This is a genomic window from Microbacterium sp. VKM Ac-2923, assembly GCF_022815605.1.
Classification (GTDB): Bacteria; Actinomycetota; Actinomycetes; order Actinomycetales; family Microbacteriaceae; genus Microbacterium.
The window spans coordinates 354,667-371,935 of sequence record NZ_JALGRP010000001.1 but is presented as its reverse complement, the minus strand read 5'-3'; the positions used below and the strand labels follow the sequence as shown (position 1 = coordinate 371,935).

General features: G+C 67.8%; 20 protein-coding genes. All 20 read right to left on the bottom strand.

Annotated elements, in window-relative coordinates; genetic code table 11:
* Window positions 1–19 precede the first annotated feature (19 nt).
* The gene (rpsQ, locus tag MT347_RS01620; RefSeq protein WP_243497375.1) at window positions 20–346 is read right to left on the bottom strand and encodes a 30S ribosomal protein S17; all 327 of its coding nucleotides are present in this window, start codon (window positions 344–346) and stop codon (window positions 20–22) included.
* Window positions 346–657 (bottom strand): 50S ribosomal protein L29, encoded by a 312-nt coding sequence (gene rpmC, locus MT347_RS18050; RefSeq protein ID WP_144829719.1) that lies wholly within the window; start codon window positions 655–657, stop codon window positions 346–348. Before rpmC ends, rpsQ begins: the two co-directional genes overlap by 1 nt.
* On the bottom strand, window positions 657–1,076 hold the full coding sequence (gene rplP, locus MT347_RS01610) for a 50S ribosomal protein L16 (protein WP_243497373.1): 420 nt from the start codon (window positions 1,074–1,076) through the stop codon (window positions 657–659). The genes rpmC and rplP overlap by 1 nt, the downstream gene beginning before the upstream one ends.
* A complete protein-coding gene (rpsC, locus tag MT347_RS01605) occupies window positions 1,076–1,834 on the bottom strand; it encodes a 30S ribosomal protein S3 (protein WP_243497367.1) in 759 nt (252 codons plus the stop codon). The genes rplP and rpsC overlap by 1 nt, the downstream gene beginning before the upstream one ends.
* Window positions 1,834–2,232 carry a 50S ribosomal protein L22 gene (gene rplV, locus MT347_RS01600; RefSeq protein WP_243497363.1) on the bottom strand — a complete coding sequence of 133 codons (399 nt, stop codon included), beginning with the start codon at window positions 2,230–2,232 and terminating at the stop codon, window positions 1,834–1,836. The genes rpsC and rplV overlap by 1 nt, the downstream gene beginning before the upstream one ends.
* 22 nt (window positions 2,233–2,254) lie before the next feature.
* The gene (rpsS, locus tag MT347_RS01595) at window positions 2,255–2,536 is read right to left on the bottom strand and encodes a 30S ribosomal protein S19 (RefSeq protein WP_013584011.1); all 282 of its coding nucleotides are present in this window, start codon (window positions 2,534–2,536) and stop codon (window positions 2,255–2,257) included.
* A 12-nt stretch (window positions 2,537–2,548) separates the two neighbouring features.
* On the bottom strand, window positions 2,549–3,388 hold the full coding sequence (rplB, locus tag MT347_RS01590; protein WP_055833696.1) for a 50S ribosomal protein L2: 840 nt from the start codon (window positions 3,386–3,388) through the stop codon (window positions 2,549–2,551).
* A gap of 24 nt (window positions 3,389–3,412) precedes the next feature.
* A complete protein-coding gene (rplW, locus tag MT347_RS01585) occupies window positions 3,413–3,712 on the bottom strand; it encodes a 50S ribosomal protein L23 (protein WP_055959332.1) in 300 nt (99 codons plus the stop codon).
* Entirely contained in the window at window positions 3,709–4,371 is a 663-nt protein-coding gene (gene rplD / locus MT347_RS01580) for a 50S ribosomal protein L4 (RefSeq protein WP_243222814.1), read from the bottom strand. Before rplD ends, rplW begins: the two co-directional genes overlap by 4 nt.
* A 2-nt stretch (window positions 4,372–4,373) precedes the next feature.
* Complete coding sequence (rplC, locus tag MT347_RS01575; RefSeq protein WP_243497362.1) at window positions 4,374–5,033, bottom strand: 50S ribosomal protein L3; 660 nt, start codon at window positions 5,031–5,033, stop codon at window positions 4,374–4,376.
* A gap of 8 nt (window positions 5,034–5,041) precedes the next feature.
* Entirely contained in the window at window positions 5,042–5,350 is a 309-nt protein-coding gene (gene rpsJ / locus MT347_RS01570) for a 30S ribosomal protein S10 (RefSeq protein ID WP_013584016.1), read from the bottom strand.
* Window positions 5,351–5,786: 436 nt separating this feature from the next.
* Complete coding sequence (locus tag MT347_RS01565) at window positions 5,787–6,005, bottom strand: hypothetical protein (RefSeq protein WP_243497360.1); 219 nt, start codon at window positions 6,003–6,005, stop codon at window positions 5,787–5,789.
* A 157-nt stretch (window positions 6,006–6,162) separates the two neighbouring features.
* Complete coding sequence (gene tuf / locus MT347_RS01560; protein ID WP_055959340.1) at window positions 6,163–7,356, bottom strand: elongation factor Tu; 1,194 nt, start codon at window positions 7,354–7,356, stop codon at window positions 6,163–6,165.
* A gap of 160 nt (window positions 7,357–7,516) precedes the next feature.
* The gene (gene fusA, locus MT347_RS01555; protein WP_243497357.1) at window positions 7,517–9,631 is read right to left on the bottom strand and encodes an elongation factor G; all 2,115 of its coding nucleotides are present in this window, start codon (window positions 9,629–9,631) and stop codon (window positions 7,517–7,519) included.
* Window positions 9,632–9,718: 87 nt separating this feature from the next.
* Window positions 9,719–10,189, bottom strand: coding sequence for a 30S ribosomal protein S7 (gene rpsG, locus MT347_RS01550; RefSeq protein ID WP_055833595.1), 471 nt, complete (start codon window positions 10,187–10,189; stop codon window positions 9,719–9,721).
* Window positions 10,190–10,194: 5 nt separating this feature from the next.
* The gene (rpsL, locus tag MT347_RS01545; RefSeq protein ID WP_013584051.1) at window positions 10,195–10,563 is read right to left on the bottom strand and encodes a 30S ribosomal protein S12; all 369 of its coding nucleotides are present in this window, start codon (window positions 10,561–10,563) and stop codon (window positions 10,195–10,197) included.
* A 351-nt stretch (window positions 10,564–10,914) separates the two neighbouring features.
* On the bottom strand, window positions 10,915–11,805 hold the full coding sequence (locus MT347_RS01540) for a hypothetical protein (protein WP_243497352.1): 891 nt from the start codon (window positions 11,803–11,805) through the stop codon (window positions 10,915–10,917).
* Complete coding sequence (locus MT347_RS01535) at window positions 11,802–13,385, bottom strand: DUF5684 domain-containing protein (RefSeq protein ID WP_243497351.1); 1,584 nt, start codon at window positions 13,383–13,385, stop codon at window positions 11,802–11,804. Before MT347_RS01535 ends, MT347_RS01540 begins: the two co-directional genes overlap by 4 nt.
* Window positions 13,382–15,886, bottom strand: coding sequence for a transglutaminase-like domain-containing protein (locus MT347_RS01530; protein WP_243497350.1), 2,505 nt, complete (start codon window positions 15,884–15,886; stop codon window positions 13,382–13,384). The genes MT347_RS01535 and MT347_RS01530 overlap by 4 nt, the downstream gene beginning before the upstream one ends.
* Complete coding sequence (locus MT347_RS01525; RefSeq protein WP_243497348.1) at window positions 15,883–17,259, bottom strand: DUF58 domain-containing protein; 1,377 nt, start codon at window positions 17,257–17,259, stop codon at window positions 15,883–15,885. Before MT347_RS01525 ends, MT347_RS01530 begins: the two co-directional genes overlap by 4 nt.
* Between the last annotated feature and the right edge of the window lie 10 nt (window positions 17,260–17,269).

Here is a 17,269-nt window from a genome sequence, read left to right as displayed (position 1 = left end):
TCCAAGTGAGCCGCGAGGCTTACTTGGCCTTCTCGAGGATCTCGACCAGACGCCAGCGCTTGGTGGCGCTGAGCGGACGGGTCTCGTTGATGACGACGAGGTCGCCGATGCCCGCCGAGTTGGACTCGTCGTGCGCCTTGACCTTCGAGGTGCGACGGATGACCTTGCCGTAAAGCGGGTGCTTCACGCGGTCCTCGACCTCGACGACGATCGTCTTGTCCATCTTGTCGCTCACGACGTAGCCACGACGGGACTTGCGGTAACCGCGTGCGTCCTCGTCACGGACATCGTTCTCGGCGTGCTCGTGCCCGGCGACCTGCGCCTCGGCCTTCTTCGCGGTAGCCATTACTCCGCCTCTTCCTTCGTGGCGTCGTCAGCGGCGTCCGCCTTCTTCGCCTTGCTCTTCTTCGCCTTCGTCGCCTCGACCGGGGCCGGGGTGGCGCGGATGCCGAGCTCGCGCTCGCGGATCACCGTGTACAGACGCGCGATGTCGCGCTTGACTGCACGGATGCGACCGTGGCTCTCGAGCTGGCCGGTAGCCGACTGGAAGCGGAGGTTGAACAACTCTTCCTTGGCCTTGCGCAGTTCCTCGACGAGGCGCTGGTCTTCGAATGTGTCGAGCTCGCTCGGGGCGAGCTGCTTGGTGCCGATCGCCATTACGCGTCGCCCTCCTCGCGCTTGATGATGCGTGCCTTCAGGGGCAGCTTGTGAATGGCACGGGTCAGTGCCTCGCGGGCGAGTGTCTCATCGACACCAGCGACCTCGAACAGCACGCGACCCGGCTTGACGTTGGCGACCCACCACTCCGGCGAACCCTTACCGGAACCCATGCGGGTTTCCGCCGGCTTCTTGGTCAGCGGGCGGTCGGGGTAGATGTTGATCCACACCTTTCCACCACGCTTGATGTGACGGGTCATCGCGATACGAGCGGACTCGATCTGACGGTTGGTCACATACGCGGGAGTCAGCGCCTGGATGCCGTACTCACCGAACGACACCGTGGTGCCACCGGTGGCCTGACCCGAGCGACCCGGGTGGTGCTGCTTGCGGTACTTGACCTTGCGGGGGATGAGCATTACGCCGACGCTCCTTCTGCCACGGGGGCCTCGTTGCGCGGGCCACGACGACGGTCGCCACCGCGGTCGTCACGACCGCGCGACTTCGGCGCATTGGCCTGCTCGCGGGCGAGCTCCTTGTTGGTGAGGTCGCCCTTGTAGATCCACACCTTCACGCCGATGCGGCCGAAGGTGGTCTTGGCCTCGTAGAAGCCGTAGTCGATGTTCGCACGCAGGGTGTGCAGGGGCACACGGCCTTCGCGGTAGAACTCCGAGCGGCTCATCTCGGCGCCGCCGAGACGACCCGACACCTGGATGCGGACACCCTTGGCGCCGGCGCGCTGAGCCCCCTGCAGACCCTTGCGCATCGCGCGACGGAACGCCACGCGACCGGTGAGCTGCTCGGCGACACCCTGCGCGACCAGCTGAGCGTCAGCCTCGGGGTTCTTCACCTCGAGGATGTTCAGCTGGATCTGCTTGCTGGTGAGCTTCTCGAGGTCGGCGCGGATGCGCTCGGCCTCGGCGCCGCGGCGACCGATCACGATGCCCGGACGGGCGGTGTGGATGTCGACGCGGACGCGGTCACGCGTGCGCTCGATCTCGATGTTGCTGACGCCGGCGCGGTCGAGCGACGTGGTCAGCAGGCGACGGATCTTGATGTCCTCGGCGAGGTAGTCGGCGTAACGCTGACCGGCCTTCGTCGAGTCCGAGAACCACCGCGACACATGGTCGGTGGTGATGCCGAGGCGGAAGCCGTACGGGTTGACCTTCTGTCCCATTACTTGCTCGCCTTCTTGTTGGCGCGCGCCGGAGCCGCAACAGCGTTTTCCGGCGTCGCGAGCACGACCGTGATGTGGCTCGTGCGCTTCTTGATCTGGAAGGCGCGACCCTGTGCGCGGGGACGGAAACGCTTCAGCGTCGTTCCCTCGTCGACGTACGCGTTCTTCACGTACAGGTCTGCATCGTCCAGGTAGTCGTTCGTCTTGTCAGCGGTGACGCGAGCGTTCGCGATCGCCGAGGCGACGAGCTTGTAGATCGGCTCGCTCGCGCCCTGCGGCGCGAACTTCAGGATGGCCAGGGCCTCTTCGGCCTGCTTGCCCTTGATGAGCGCGACGACGCGACGAGCCTTCTGAGGGGTCACGCGGATGTGTCGCACACGTGCGATGGACTCCACCATTTCTCTCTCCTCCTCGGTCGCCTTAGCGGCGACGGCCCTTCTTGTCGTCCTTCACGTGGCCGCGGAAGGTGCGGGTGGGCGAGAACTCGCCCAGCTTGTGGCCGACCATGGTCTCGGTCACGAACACGGGGATGTGCTTGCGACCGTCGTGCACGGCGATGGTGTGTCCCAGCATGGCGGGGATGATCATCGAACGGCGCGACCAGGTCTTGATGACGTTCTTCGAACCGGCTTCGTTCTGCGAGACGACCTTGCGAAGCAGGTGCTCGTCGACGAAGGGGCCCTTCTTAAGGCTGCGAGGCATCTTCCTCTACTCCTACTTGCGCTTCTTGCCGGCGGTGCGACGGCGGACGATCAGCTTGTCGCTTTCCTTGTTCGCGTGACGGGTGCGGCCTTCGGCCTTACCCCACGGCGAAACAGGGTGACGACCACCGGAGGTCTTACCCTCACCACCACCGTGCGGGTGGTCGACCGGGTTCATGGCGACACCACGCACGGTCGGGCGGACGCCCAACCAGCGCTTGCGGCCGGCCTTACCCCAGTTGATGTTGGACTGCTCGGCGTTTCCGACCTCGCCGATCGTCGCGCGGCAGCGCACGTCGACGTTGCGGATCTCGCCCGAGGGCAGACGCAGCTGCGCGTACGGGCCGTCCTTGGCGACCAGACGCACGGAGACGCCGGCCGAACGGGCCATCTTCGCGCCGCCGCCGGGACGCAGCTCGATCGCGTGGATCACGGTACCGGTGGGGATGTTGCGCAGCGGCAGGTTGTTGCCGGGCTTGATGTCAGCGCCGGCACCCGACTCAACGACGTCGCCCTGCGACAGCTTGTTGGGGGCGATGATGTAGCGCTTCTCGCCGTCCGCGTAGTGCAGCAGCGCGATGCGCGCGGTGCGGTTGGGGTCGTACTCGATGTGCGCGACCTTGGCGTCGATGCCGTCCTTGTCGTTACGACGGAAGTCGATCAGACGGTACTGACGCTTGTGTCCGCCACCGATGTGACGCGTGGTGATGCGGCCCTGGTTGTTGCGGCCACCGGTCTTCGACAGCGGGCGCAGCAGCGACTTCTCGGGCGTCGATCGGGTGATCTCGGCGAAGTCGGCCACCGACGAGCCGCGGCGACCGGGGGTCGTGGGCTTGTACTTGCGAATAGCCATTGTTCTTGTCCTCTATCCCGACCGTCAGCCGACAGACGTGAAGATGTCGATGGTGCCCGACTTCAGCGAGACGATGGCGCGCTTGGTGTCCTTGCGCTTGCCGATGCCGAAGCGGGTGCGACGGGCCTTGCCCACGCGGTTGATCGTGTTGACCGAGGCCACCTTGACGCTGAAGATCTTCTCGATCGCGAGCTTGATCTCGGTCTTCGAGGCACGGGGGTCCACCAGGAAGGTGTACTTGCCCTCGTCGATGAGCGAGTAGCTCTTCTCGGAGACGACCGGCTTCAGGATGATGTCGCGCGGGTCCTTGTTGACGGTGGTCATGCCGAGACCTCCTCGGTGGCCGCAGCCTTCGACGCGACGAACGTGTCGTAGGCGGCCTTGGTGAAGACGATGTCGTCGGAGACGATCACGTCGTAGGTGTTCAGCTGGCCGACGGTCAGCACGTGGACGTACGCGAGGTTGCGTACGCTCTTGATCGTCAGCTCGTCGTCGCGATCGATGACCACGAGGACGTTCTTGACGGCACCGAGAGCCTTGAGCGCGGCGGCAGCGGCCTTGGTCGAAGGCGCACCCTCGATGGCGAAGCTGTCGACGATGTGCAGACGCTGCCCACGAGCACGGTCGCTCAGCGCGCCCAGGAGCGCGGCGGCGATCATCTTCTTGGGGGTGCGCTGGCTGTAGTCGCGGGGCTTGGGCCCGTGGACGATGCCACCACCGGTCATGTGCGGCGCGCGGATCGAGCCCTGACGGGCGTTACCGGTGCCCTTCTGCTTGAAGGGCTTGCGTCCGGCACCCGAGACCTCGCCACGACGCTTGGTCGAGTGCGTGCCCTGGCGAGCCGCAGCGCGCTGCGCCACGACGACCTGGTGGATGAGGGGGATGTTCGTCTTGACGTCGAAGAGCGCGGCGGGCAGCTCGACCGAGCCTGCTTTGTTGCCGTCGGCCTTCACGACGTCGAGCGCGAGAGTCGAGTCAGCCATGTTCAGGCACCCTTCACTGCGTTGCGGACGTAGACGATGCGGCCACGAGCACCGGGGACGGCGCCCTTGACGAGCATCAGTCCCTTCTCGGCGTCGACGGCGTGCACCGTGAGGTTGAGGACGGTCACGCGCTCGCCACCCATACGGCCGGCCATGCGCATGCCCTTGAAGACACGGCTCGGGGTCGACGAGGCGCCGATCGAACCGGGCTTACGGTGGTTGCGGTGCGCACCGTGCGAAGCGGAGACACCCTTGAAGTTGTGACGCTTCATGACACCCGCGGTGCCCTTGCCCTTGCTGGTGCCGACCACGTCGACCAGCTGACCGGCCTCGAAGAGACCGTCGACGGTGAGCTCCTGGCCCAGCGCGTAGTCGGCGGCATCCGCGGTGCGAACCTCGGCGAGGTGACGGCGCGGGGTGACACCGGCGGCGTCGAAGTGCGCCGTGAGGGGCTTGTTCACCTTGCGGGGGTCGATCTGGCCGTAGCCGATCTGGACGGCGTTGTAGCCGTCTTTCTCGAGCGAGCGCAGCTGGGTCACGACGTTCGGCGCGACCTCGATGACGGTGACGGGAACGAGCTTGCCGTTCTCGTCCCACACCTGGGTCATGCCGAGCTTGGTGCCGAGGAGGCCCTTGGTGATCTTGGAGTTGATGTCAGCCATGTCGAACCTCAGAGCTTGATCTCGATGTTGACATCGGCCGGGAGGTCGAGGCGCATCAGCGAGTCGACGGCCTTGGGCGTCGGGTCGATGATGTCGATGAGGCGCTTGTGGGTGCGCATCTCGAAGTGCTCGCGGCTGTCCTTGTACTTGTGGGGCGACCGGATGACGCACACGACGTTCTTCTCGGTCGGAAGGGGAACCGGGCCCACCACGGTGGCGCCGGCACGGGTCACGGTGTCGACGATCTTGCGCGCCGACGAATCGAGTCCGGCGTGGTCGTACGACTTCAGGCGAATGCGGATCTTCTGTCCCGCCATTGTCTGCTCTCTCTCTTTCTCGCGTCTTACCCGACCTGGGGCATTGGACGCACGGTGGTGCTGACGCACCCTGGCACTTCCCCTCGCTCGCGCGAGAGATGCTGCACCGCTGTTCAGCTGTCAAACCGGACGCCTCGGCGGCCGGCCCGCCCCTCGCACGCACGCGCGCGAATCCCGTGAAGGATGAAGGGGTTCGGTGTCTGTTCTGCTGCCCGCGGCCCAGGACCCTGCGCTTATGCGCCGCCTGTGCACTGCCGAGACAGTGATCCTGGCGCGCGCCGAGCGCACGCCGGAATGTGGAACTGGTCTAGTCTACGTACCGCTCGGGCGTGTCGCAAACCCGGGCGTGTCGCGTGGGGTGTTTGCTCAGCATCCCCGACGCGAAAGACGGCGGCGCCACCCCCGTGACCGGGAGCGGAGCCGCCGTGCGTTCGCTTCAGGCGTTGCCGATGTTCTTGTCGACGTTCGCGCGCACCTCGTCGACCTTGGCATGGTGCTCCGCCGGCACCACCTTCTTGATCGCGTCCGCGGCGCCGTCGAGCACCTTGTCGCTGACCTCTTCGGCCTTCTCGCTCTTCAGCGCTTCTTCGATCTTGTCGCGATTGTCGTCGAGGAGCTTCTTGCCCTTGGCGATGATGTCATCCACGCCGCTCATGACGTCTCCTTCATGATCCGTGCCGACCACCGTGCCGACCTCCCGTTCATTGTGGAGTGCCCAGGACCGTGAACGGAAGTCTCCGCATGTCGCCGCGACCGGGAACGACAAAGGCCGGACCCGAAGGTCCGGCCTTGCCGAGTGAAGTCGAAGAGACTTACTTGACGATCTTGGTCACCGTGCCGGCGCCGACGGTGCGGCCACCCTCACGGATCGCGTAGCCGAGGCCCTCTTCCATGGCGATCGGCTGAATGAGCTCGACCGACATCTCCGTGGTGTCGCCGGGCATGACCATCTCGGTGCCCTCGGGCAGCGTGATGACGCCGGTGACGTCGGTGGTGCGGAAGTAGAACTGCGGGCGGTAGTTCGTGAAGAACGGGTTGTGGCGGCCGCCCTCTTCCTTGGACAGGATGTACGCCGTGCCCTCGAAGTTGGTGTGCGGGGTGACCGAACCGGGCTTCACGACGACCTGGCCGCGCTCGACGTCGTCACGCTTGGTGCCGCGGAGGAGCAGACCACAGTTCTCGCCGGCCCAGGCCTCGTCGAGCTGCTTGTGGAACATCTCGATACCGGTGACCGTGGTCTTCTGCGTCGGGCGGATGCCGACGATCTCGACCTCGGAGTTGATGCCGAGGGTTCCGCGCTCTGCGCGGCCCGTGACGACCGTGCCACGGCCGGTGATGGTGAAGACGTCCTCGATGGGCATGAGGAACGGCTTGTCCTTGTCGCGCACCGGGTCGGGGATCGACTCGTCGACGGCTTCCATGAGCTCGACGATGGCGTTGACCCACTGCTCGTCACCCTCGAGAGCCTTGAGGCCCGAGACGCGGACGACGGGAGCGTTATCGCCGTCGAAGTCCTGCGACGAGAGAAGCTCGCGCACCTCGAGCTCGACGAGCTCCAGGATCTCCTCGTCGTCGACCATGTCGCTCTTGTTGAGCGCGACGAGCAGGTAGGGCACGCCGACCTGCTTGGCGAGCAGCACGTGCTCACGCGTCTGCGCCATCGGGCCGTCGGTGGCGGCGACCACGAGGATCGCGCCGTCCATCTGCGCGGCACCGGTGATCATGTTCTTGATGTAGTCGGCGTGGCCGGGCGCGTCGACGTGAGCGTAGTGACGCTTGGGGGTCTCGTACTCGACGTGCGAGATGTTGATCGTGATACCACGCTGACGCTCTTCCGGCGCCGAGTCGATCGACGCGAAGTCACGCTGGACGTTGGTGGCCGACGGGAACTTGTCGGCGAGCACCTTCGAGATGGCAGCGGTGAGCGTGGTCTTGCCGTGGTCGACGTGACCGATCGTTCCGATGTTCACGTGCGGCTTGGTCCGCTCGAACTTGGCCTTAGCCACTGGGTCCTCCTCAGGACGTTGGTTGCGAGGTCTCGGGCACTGGATTGCGACCGGTTCTTCGCGGGGATGGTTCTCAGATTACTAGAGAGTCGGTATTCAGTTTGAGTGGATGCCGGGAACCCGGGGGAACCTCGGGTTCCCGGCATCCATGAGAGCGGTTTTACTCGCCCTTGTTCTTCTGGACGATCTCGTCAGCGACCGCGCGAGGAACCTCGGCGTAGCTGTCGAACTCCATCGAGTACACGGCGCGTCCCGAGGTCTTCGAGCGCAGGTCGCCGATGTAGCCGAACATCTCGGACAGCGGCACGAGCGCCCGCACGACCTTGACACCCTGAGCGTCTTCCATCGACTGGATCTGCCCGCGACGCGAGTTCAGGTCGCCGATGACGTCGCCCATGTACTCCTCGGGGGTACGCACCTCGACCGACATGAGCGGCTCGAGGATGATGGGGTTTGCCTTACGGACCGCCTCTTTGAAGCCCATCGAGCCGGCGATCTTGAACGCCATTTCCGACGAGTCGACATCGTGCGAGGCACCGTCGAGCAGGATCGCCTTGACGCCGACCATCGGGTAGCCGGCGAGCACGCCGACGTTCATGGCGTCCTGGAAGCCCTGGTCGGTCGGCGAGATGTACTCGCGCGGGATACGACCACCGCTGACCTTGTTCTCGAACTCGTAGGTCTTGTCGGCCGTGACCTCGAGGGGCTCGAGGGCGAACTGGATCTTGGCGAACTGACCCGAACCACCGGTCTGCTTCTTGTGGGTGTAATCGTGACGCTCGACGGCCTTCTTGATCGTCTCGCGGTACGCCACCTGCGGCTTTCCGACGTTCGCCTCGACCTTGAACTCCCGCTTCATGCGGTCGACGAGGATATCGAGGTGGAGCTCGCCCATGCCCTTGATGACCGTCTGGCCGGTGTCGTTGTTCTGCTCGACACGGAACGTCGGGTCTTCTTCGGCGAGCTTCTGGATCGCGAGACCCAGCTTCTCCTGGTCGGCCTTGGTCTTGGGCTCGATGGCGACCTCGATGACCGGCTCGGGGAAGGTCATCGACTCGAGGACGACCTGGTTGGCGGAGTCGCACAGGGTGTCGCCCGTGGTCGTGTCCTTGAGGCCGATGACCGCGTAGATGTGACCCGCGGTGACCGAGGGCACCGGGTTCTCCTTGTTGGCGTACATCTGGAAGATCTTCCCGATGCGCTCCTTCTTGGACTTCGTCGAGTTGACGATCTGCGCGCCGGAGTCGAGGTGACCCGAGTACACGCGGATGTAGGTCAGGCGACCGAAGAACGGGTGCGTCACGATCTTGAACGCGAGAGCCGTGAACGGCTCGTCGCGGTCGGCGTGACGCTCGATGATCGTCTCTTCGTTCTTCGGATCGTGCGCTTCGATGGCCGGCACGTCGAGGGGCGACGGCAGGTAGTCGATGACGGCGTCCAGCATGGGCTGCACACCGCGGTTCTTGAACGCCGAGCCGCAGAGCACGGGGTAGATGTCGGAGTTGACCGTCAGCTTGCGGATGGCGGCCTTGATCTCGGCGACGGTGAGCTCTTCGCCACCGAAGTGCTTCTCAAGAAGCTCCTCGTCGGTCTCGGCAACCGTCTCGAGCAGCTCCTCGCGGTACTTGGCCACGAGGTCGGCCATGTCGGCCGGGATCTCTTGGATGTCGTACTTGGCGCCCATCGTGACGTCGCCCTTGGCGTCGCCCGCCCACACCAGCGCGCGCATCTCGACGAGGTCGACGACACCGATGAAGTCGTTCTCGACGCCGATGGGCAGCTGGATGACCAGCGGCTTGGCCTTGAGCTTGTTCACGATCGTGTCGACCGTGAAGTAGAAGTCCGCACCCAGCTTGTCCATCTTGTTGACGAAGCAGATGCGGGGGACGTCGTACTTGTCAGCCTGACGCCACACGGTCTCGGACTGGGGCTCGACGCCCTCCTTGCCGTCGAAGACGGCGACGGCGCCATCGAGCACACGCAGCGAGCGCTCGACCTCGACGGTGAAGTCGACGTGACCGGGGGTGTCGATGATGTTGATCTGGTTCTTGTCCCAGAAGCACGTGACAGCAGCGGAGGTGATCGTGATGCCACGCTCCTGCTCCTGCTCCATCCAGTCGGTCGTGGAGGCGCCGTCGTGCGTCTCGCCGATCTTGTGGTTGGTTCCCGTGTAGTACAGGATGCGCTCGGTGGTGGTCGTCTTGCCGGCATCGATGTGCGCCATGATGCCGATGTTGCGGACCTTGGTCAGGTCGGTGAGCACGTCTTGTGCCACGGGTGTCTTCCTTACCTGTTGGGAGGTTGATGCCGGGCCCATCGGGGGGTCCGCGACCGGGGTGCGGTCACGGACCCTCCGCGGGTTTTACCAGCGGTAGTGCGCGAAGGCGCGGTTCGACTCGGCCATCTTGTGGGTGTCTTCGCGGCGCTTGACCGCGGCACCGAGGCCGTTCGAGGCGTCGAGGATCTCGTTCTGCAGGCGCTCGGTCATCGTCTTCTCACGACGACCCTTGGCGTAGCTCACGAGCCAGCGCAGCGCGAGCGTGTTCGCGCGGTGCGGCTTGACCTCGACGGGAACCTGGTAGGTCGAGCCACCGACGCGGCGGCTCTTGACCTCGAGGGTGGGACGGACGTTGTCGAGCGCCTTCTTCAGCGTGGCGACGGCGTCCTGGCTGTTCTTCGCCTCGACGCCCTTGAGGGCGGTGTAGACGATGGATTCCGCGATCGACTTCTTGCCGTCGACAAGAATCTTGTTGACCAGCTGGCTGACGATCGGAGCGCCGTAGACCGGGTCGTTGACGACCGGACGCTTGGTGACGGGACCTTTACGAGGCATCTGGCTCAGCCCTTCTTCGCGCCGTAGCGGCTGCGAGCCTGCTTACGGTTCTTGACAGCCTGGGTGTCGAGTGCACCGCGGACGATCTTGTAACGGACACCGGGGAGGTCCTTGACGCGACCGCCGCGGACCAGCACGAGCGAGTGCTCCTGCAGGTTGTGGCCCTCGCCGGGGATGTAGGCGGTGACCTCGGTGCCGTTGCGCAGCTTCACGCGGGCGACCTTGCGCATGGCCGAGTTCGGCTTCTTGGGGGTCGTGGTGTACACGCGGGTGCACACCCCGGCCTGCTGGGGGTTCGACTTCAGCGCGGGAGCCTTGGTCTTCGAGACCTTCGGCGAGCGGCCCTTGCGAACCAACTGCTGAATGGTTGGCACGTTCTCTCCTTGATTGGCTGGGCGGTTCCTCTCGGTTCCGACCAGGTGCTGCACGGTGACAGCGTCGTGTCTCCCCCGACAGGCCGCGCATCTTGCGATTCGTGACGTGTCGGGCTCACGTGTGATCCACCCCGCGACAGAATGATCTGACGCGTTTCGTGGTGGATATGCCGTGGGGGCGACCTGTTCGCAGGCCGATCCCTGAGATGGTGCGAGCGTTGATCCGTGTGACACGCCCGAGGGCATGACGCACGGCGCGCGTGAACGCACACCCGCTCGATGATACGCGTTCTCCCGGGGTGCGGCAAACGTCCGCGAGCGGGGCCGGCCCGGGACGGAGACAGGGCGGTCTCAGCCGAGCAGCAGGATGACGCCGACCGCAGCAAGGGTCACGATCGCGACCATGGCTGTCGCCAGCAGGATGAGGCGTCTCCAGTGGGGAGGGCGTCGCGGTCGCCGACTCGCGGAATCCCCCGTCGGCACCATCCGACCTGCCGCGGTCCTCGGAACCCTCACGGACGCATCGAGACGCGGGGAGTACGACTCCCGGTGCAAGGCGACCGGGGCGTGCGCGTCGCGACCTGGCGGCGGATCGCCGGCGATGAGCGGTCTCGGTGCCCCGCCGGAGCGGGGGCGGGCTCCCGTCTCGGCGTCACCGGAGACGGAGCGGAGCGTCTCCTCGCCGGACTCGACGAGGCCCGGCGCCCGCACGTCGGAAGCGGTCGGGTCAGCGGGACGCGAACGGGGGGACGTCTGTTCGTCCGGGTCGACGACGCCCGACGAACCGATGTCGCCAACCGCTGCTCCGCCCGGCCGTGAGCGGAGCGTGTCGTCGTCCGACTCGACCGCCACCGACGGATGGAGATCGCGACCGGAGGGGTTCGCGGTGCGCGCACGCGGGAACGTCCGTTCGTCCGGCTCGACCGCGCCCGGCGAGGCGACGTCACCAGCGGCCGGGTGCGCTGGGCGCACAGGTGAGAACGTCCGTCCATCCGTGTCGACCGTACCCGGCGAATCGACGTCGCGACCGGCTTCGCCGGCGGATCGTTCGCAGCGCGCGTCGCCCTCCGGCTCGACGGTCCGCGGTGAGACGGTGCCGTGGTCACCGGGCGTCGCCCGTCGCGAGCGCACTGTCTCATCGTCGACCCCGTCGACGACGGGCGATACCGGCCAGGGGCGGAGGCGACCCGCCCAGAGCGTCACGTCGTCGGGATCGTCGGCACCGCCGTGCGGGCCGCTCACGCGTCGCTCCGCGCCAGCCGCACCTCCGCGTCACCGAGGAAGAAGCGCTCCCCGGCCTCGATCTCCTCACCGGGCGGGGCCTCCACCTCCGTGCCCATGAGCGTGGCGAACAGGACGCCGTTGGTGGAGTCGAGGTCGGTCACGAACCAGGTGTCGCCGCGAAGCTGCAGGCGTGCGTGCGTCTTGGACACCGTGCGCGTCTCATCCGAGATCGCGACGAGCTGAGCGTCGGGATGCTCGGCATCCGGCGCGGGGCGGCGTCCGAGAACGACGACGTCGGAGGTCAGCGCGACCGCCGGGCCGCTGGGGGGGACCAGCATCCAGGGAATGCGTTTGCGGCGTGTCACCACGGTGCGGTCCAGGGCGTCGACGTCGTCCTCCGCGGCGGCCGACGGCGCGAACATCTCCGGCTGCGTGTACAGAGTCGAGACCGACGTTCGGGCGGATCGCGGCGATCCCGCCTCCGGCGCCTCGGCGACAGCCGACACCGCCTCGGACAGCTCGGGGAACTCTTCCCCGGCCACGACCGGCGACGGACGCGAGAGTGCCGCCGGCTCGGGTGACGGCCGCACGAGAGGGACGTCGGCGATGGGCGCCTCGTCTCCCACGGCCGCCCGCTGGGCCCGTCGACCCGGGGTGATCCAGGGGGTCACCGGTGACTCGACACCATCGGGCACGTCGCGATCGCGCGGCTCTCCGTCGCCGATCGCCTGAGCATCGGCGGCGTCGCCGTCACGCGGTGCTTCCTGCGCCCGCGATTCGGAGGAGACCGTCGAAGCGGAGGCGACGGGCTTCCCCTCCGCCGTCGAACCCTGCAGGACGTCGACCGCTCGTGCGCGACGCGTGGTGACGGCCGCGTGAGCAGGATCGTCGCGGAGCGCGTCCAGCACCTCGCTGACCGCTCTGGCGGGAATCGCATCCGGTGAGGGGACGGAGACGTCGTCGCTGCGGCGACGCTCCTCGAAGGACACGGGATCCGGATCGGCGCGCGGCGCCCAGTCGATCGGTGAGGGAACGGCATCCGCCAGCGACGTCGTCGGCGCCGCGAACGGCACGATCACCGGCCCGGACAGGGGCAGAGCATCGACGTGGTCGTGCTCCGACCGGGCCGGCTCGGTCGCGGTCGCCGACTCCGGCGTCCACCCGCCGATGAGCGGAACGTACGCTGCGTGGTCACGACCGCGACGGGCCGGCGCCGATCGCTCGTCGACGTGTTCGCCCGACCACCGCGCGGACCCCCACCCGAGGACGCTGGCCCAGACGATGGGGACCAGTGCACCCAGCACGGTGAGCCCGGCGCCGCCGCCGAAGGCTGAGGTGATGCGGTGTACGGCGACGATGAAGACGATGAGGAAGGCGATCGCCCCGAACAGCGGGATGACATTGAGCAGGACGAGCCAGGGCGAGAAATCCCCACGCTGGAGCACGGTGGCGACGTTCAGCACCGGCACCCAGGCCTTCCACGCGGGCTCGCCCATCTTCCGGAACATCGCCGCCAGCGCCAGAGCGAACCAGACGTAGAGCACGATGACGAGCGCGAGCGACGTCATCCCGAGAACCACCATCGTCGAATCGGTCATGTCGTGTCGCGTCCTGCCTGGGCGGCGGAACGCATCCCCCTCTCGTCGCGGTGCGGCGGCCTCCGCCGCGAACGACCCGGGGCGAGGAACCCCAGGAACGATCTCAACGATACGGCGGCGCGCACGCGCTGCCACCGGCTCTGCCGACTGTGCAATGCTCGTCGCTCCTGTTCGACGACCCGCCAGAACTCGGAGGCGTCGTCTGCGGTCACCGTCGCGGCGGAGAACACCGCCCGGTCGGCTTCATCGGCCAGACGCAGCCCCGCAGGTGTCGCGAACGCGGCGGCGACCTCGCGCCGGGTCGGTGCGCGCGGCACCGTCCGTCGGGAATCGACCCCGGTGTCGACGTACTCGTCCCACCCACCCGCGATGGCCGAGCGGGGATCGGGAGCGAGCCGACGGCCGCGCCGGCGCATCGCTTTGGCGACGATGACCGTGAGGAACGGCCCGAGGACGACGAGGAGGGAGAGCAGGACGACGCCGCCGGTTCGCAGGAGAGCCCACAGCCAGACGAGGTCGATCCCGTCATCCACGCGCTCGTCGTCGTCGAGCGAGTCGTCTTCCTGCACCGGCTCCGGCGGCACGACCTCCTCGACGGTGTCGGGGCGCACCTCCGTGACGTTCTCCGGGTCCTGTTGCTGGGTGACCTCCAGGCTCGGGGATTTCTCCCATTGCGGTGTGACGTCGAGCGGCGTCCAGCGTCCGTCGACGCCCTCCACCTCCGTCCACGCGGTCACGTCGCGTGCACGGCACTCCCCCGCGTCGCAGGTCGAGAGCGTGGCGTCGCCCGAGCTCAGGCGTGTCCCCACCACGACGCGGGCGGGGAACCCCAGCTCGTGGGCGATCAGAGCCGTCGCCACGGAGAACTGCTCGTCATCGCCGACCGCGGCGACGAAGTTGTCGGAGGCGGCGGCGCGCGGGTCGTCCTCGCGCTCCAGCAGCCGCTCGAACATGCGGTCGATGCGGGCGATCGAATGTCCCGACGCGCTCGGCTGAAGTTGATACCCCGGCAGGTCCGCGGTCCATTCGGGGAGCGACGACCCCTCGGAGGCGAGACTGTGACTGAGGTAGCCGCGGTCGCGCAGCAGCTGCACCAACGCCTGCAACGCCGCCCCGTCCGACCCCGTCGCGTGCTCCTGGACCCACCGGCGCAGGTTGCCGCCACCGGACGTGCCCGCGGCGTCGCCGGGCGCCGACAGCGAGGCGAGGTCGGCATCCGTCGATTCGACGGCGGAGAGCCGGTACCGGTCCCCCGGACGCAGTCCCCCGTCGGCGATCTGCACGCCCGCCTGCGCGTCCGCGCTGTAGTAGAAGCGATCGGCGAGCAGCGTGCGCCGGTCTCCGTCGAAGGTCGCCCCCGACAGCTGTCCGGCCGTCGGCATCCACAGTCCTCCGAGGTCCGCGATCTCGACGTCGGCGACGATGGATCGGCCGTCACCGGCGTCGCGGGATGACGGCAGACGGACGAACCCCGCACCCTCGCCGCCGGAAGCGCGGAAGACCTCACCGTCGTAGGTGTCGAGCGTGGCGATCCGGATGCGCTCGGGAAGCTCGCCGGAGCCCCCGACACGGAAGAGCACATCATCGGAGCGGGCGTCGGAGAACAGCGACCGGTATTCGGCCAGCGGGCTCACCGCTTCGGCGATCTGACGCTCGGGCCCGGCAGCCGAACGCAGCACTCGACGGTCGGCATCCCGGGCCGCCCACGGGACGACGGCCACGGTCGCCACCACGGCGACGACCAGCATCGCAACGCCCGAGGCTGCGCGGCGACGGCCCGCGACCGAGGAGCCCCGTCCAACCTGCGCGGCCGTGCGGTCGCCGGCTCTCGAGAGGGCACGCCCTCGTTCGTCGCGAGCACGCCAGGCCAGCCAGAACACCGCGGCCAGGAGGGCTCCGAGGCCGACCGCCGTCTCCACCGGCGCCGGCACCTGGACGGGGCCGACCGACAGCGTCCCGCTGGTGGCGCCGCGCCCGAAGAAGAGCCCGAACCCTGTCATCGCCATCCCGAAGACGACGGCGGCAGGCGCCCTGCCGTCGGGGCGAACCGAGAAGGCGAGCGTGAGTGCCGTCCCGACGAGGAAGACCACCAGCGCCGGAACCAGGAGATTGCGGTAGGTCCCCACGGGGAGGTCGACCGTGACGAGATCCTTCCAGGCCACGACGACACCCGCGAACGCCTCCCCGAGGCCCCTGAGCACGTCGAGGAACGAGGTCGCCCGAGACGGCACGGCCACGGGGACGGCGAGCGCGGCGAAGGCGATCGTGAGTCCCGCCGTGAGCGCCCACCCACCCCACCGGCGCCACGCGACGAGGGCGACGACCCCGGCGGCGACGAGCGCCGAGACCACGACCAGCACGAGGAACGACCCCGTGGCGTACACCGGCCAGGCGGCGACGGCGGCCGAGACCACGCACACCGCCGCGTACGTCCCCCCGGCGGCCCAACGGGGCAGCACCGACGGTTCGCGGTGGCGAGCCGCGTCGCGCCGTGCACTCACGAGGCTGCCCCGCGCACGAGGAGTCCCGACAGGTCGTCGAGCGTGCCGATGGTCAGGACAGTGAGACCTCCCACACTTCGCATCCGCGGGTGCGCGCGCTCGTCGCAGATGACCGCCGCAACCGCCGTGTCGGCCGAGAACGCGAGAGCCGCCTGCCGCAGACGCGCCAGGGGAACCGTCGAGCCGACGACGACGAACGCGATCGACACGCGCTCGTTCGACTCGGATGCCAGGCGACAGACGTCTTCCACCGGCATGGTGTTGTCGTGTCGGCCGAGGCCGCTGAACCCGTCGAGCATGGCCCGCGGAGACACCACCGGAAGGTGGCGGATCGCGCGCAGGCGCCCCTTCACCACCCGGGGGATCTCGGAACCGGTGACGACGTCGATGTCGCGGGCGTCCCGGACGGCGCGCAACCCGAGAGACGCGGCGGCGGAGACCCCCAGCTCGTACTCGTCGGCATCCGCGTACTCCGGCGTCGCCGCGGCGAGCACCACGGCCATGCGGGAGCGTCGAGATTCCTCGTACTGACGGACCATCAGCCGCCCGGTCTTCGCGGTCGACTTCCAGTGCACCTGACGACGTGCGTCGCCGGGGACGTACTCGCGGATGGCGTGGAACGACATATCGGCGTCGACCAATCGCCGTGTGGCGCTGCCCTCGAGGTCGCGGATGAGGCCCGCGCTGGTCGAGGGGAGGCCGACGGTGCGGGGGTGCACGAAGAGATCGTGCACGTCGTCGAAGGAGTGTTCGCGGCGGAGCAACCCCACGGGGTCGCTTCGCACGGTCGTCACCGGACCGATCCGGACGACGCCGCGGGGCAGCGGAGGGATCTCCAGAGGCTCGGTCTTCGCCTGTCCGGCGCGGAGGAACGGCACCCCGAACTCGACCAGTCCACGACCCACGGGGATGTCGAGTCGTCCTGGCAACGAGGGGCGCGCGCTGTCGTTGCGCACCACGATCTCGCCGCTCACGCCGTGGCCGGCGACGACGCGCTCGTGCTGAAGGGTCAGGTCCACGTCGTAGGCGCGGGCGCCGAACAGGAACGGCACGCTCATCGCCAGGAGCAGGGCGGCGGCGAAACCTGCGACCATCCACTCGACCCAGCCGAAGCGGATGCCGAAGACCGATCCCACCGTGGCGGCGACGACCACGACGGCTCCGGCCGGACGCACCGTACGGCCGGCCCAGCGCGCGGCGGCGCGGGCCGCCTCGGCGAGGGCACGCCAGACCTCCGTCGTCCGCACGACGACGCGCACGATGCGCCGCTGACGCCGGACCGACGTCGAGGTGACCGACGTGCGCGAACCGGTCCTCAGGGTGCCCGCGGAAGTCCGCGTCAGCCGCGATTCGGTGAGATCGGCGTCGGGCATACGTCACCTC

Excerpts from the sequence above, each read along its gene's own strand:
- rpsQ (WP_243497375.1), bottom strand. The coding sequence starts at position 346 with ATGGCTACCGCGAAGAAGGCCGAGGCGCAGGTCGCCGGGCACGAGCAC.
- rpmC (WP_144829719.1), bottom strand. The coding sequence starts at position 657 with ATGGCGATCGGCACCAAGCAGCTCGCCCCGAGCGAGCTCGACACATTC.
- rplP (WP_243497373.1), bottom strand. The coding sequence starts at position 1,076 with ATGCTCATCCCCCGCAAGGTCAAGTACCGCAAGCAGCACCACCCGGGT.
- rpsC (WP_243497367.1), bottom strand. The coding sequence starts at position 1,834 with ATGGGACAGAAGGTCAACCCGTACGGCTTCCGCCTCGGCATCACCACC.
- rplV (WP_243497363.1), bottom strand. The coding sequence starts at position 2,232 with ATGGTGGAGTCCATCGCACGTGTGCGACACATCCGCGTGACCCCTCAG.
- rpsS (WP_013584011.1), bottom strand. The coding sequence starts at position 2,536 with ATGCCTCGCAGCCTTAAGAAGGGCCCCTTCGTCGACGAGCACCTGCTT.
- rplB (WP_055833696.1), bottom strand. The coding sequence starts at position 3,388 with ATGGCTATTCGCAAGTACAAGCCCACGACCCCCGGTCGCCGCGGCTCG.
- rplW (WP_055959332.1), bottom strand. The coding sequence starts at position 3,712 with ATGACCACCGTCAACAAGGACCCGCGCGACATCATCCTGAAGCCGGTC.
- rplD (WP_243222814.1), bottom strand. The coding sequence starts at position 4,371 with ATGGCTGACTCGACTCTCGCGCTCGACGTCGTGAAGGCCGACGGCAAC.
- rplC (WP_243497362.1), bottom strand. The coding sequence starts at position 5,033 with ATGGCTGACATCAACTCCAAGATCACCAAGGGCCTCCTCGGCACCAAG.
- rpsJ (WP_013584016.1), bottom strand. The coding sequence starts at position 5,350 with ATGGCGGGACAGAAGATCCGCATTCGCCTGAAGTCGTACGACCACGCC.
- MT347_RS01565 (WP_243497360.1), bottom strand. The coding sequence starts at position 6,005 with ATGAGCGGCGTGGATGACATCATCGCCAAGGGCAAGAAGCTCCTCGAC.
- rpsG (WP_055833595.1), bottom strand. The coding sequence starts at position 10,189 with ATGCCTCGTAAAGGTCCCGTCACCAAGCGTCCGGTCGTCAACGACCCG.
- MT347_RS01535 (WP_243497351.1), bottom strand. The coding sequence starts at position 13,385 with ATGACCGATTCGACGATGGTGGTTCTCGGGATGACGTCGCTCGCGCTC.
- MT347_RS01525 (WP_243497348.1), bottom strand. The coding sequence starts at position 17,259 with ATGCCCGACGCCGATCTCACCGAATCGCGGCTGACGCGGACTTCCGCG.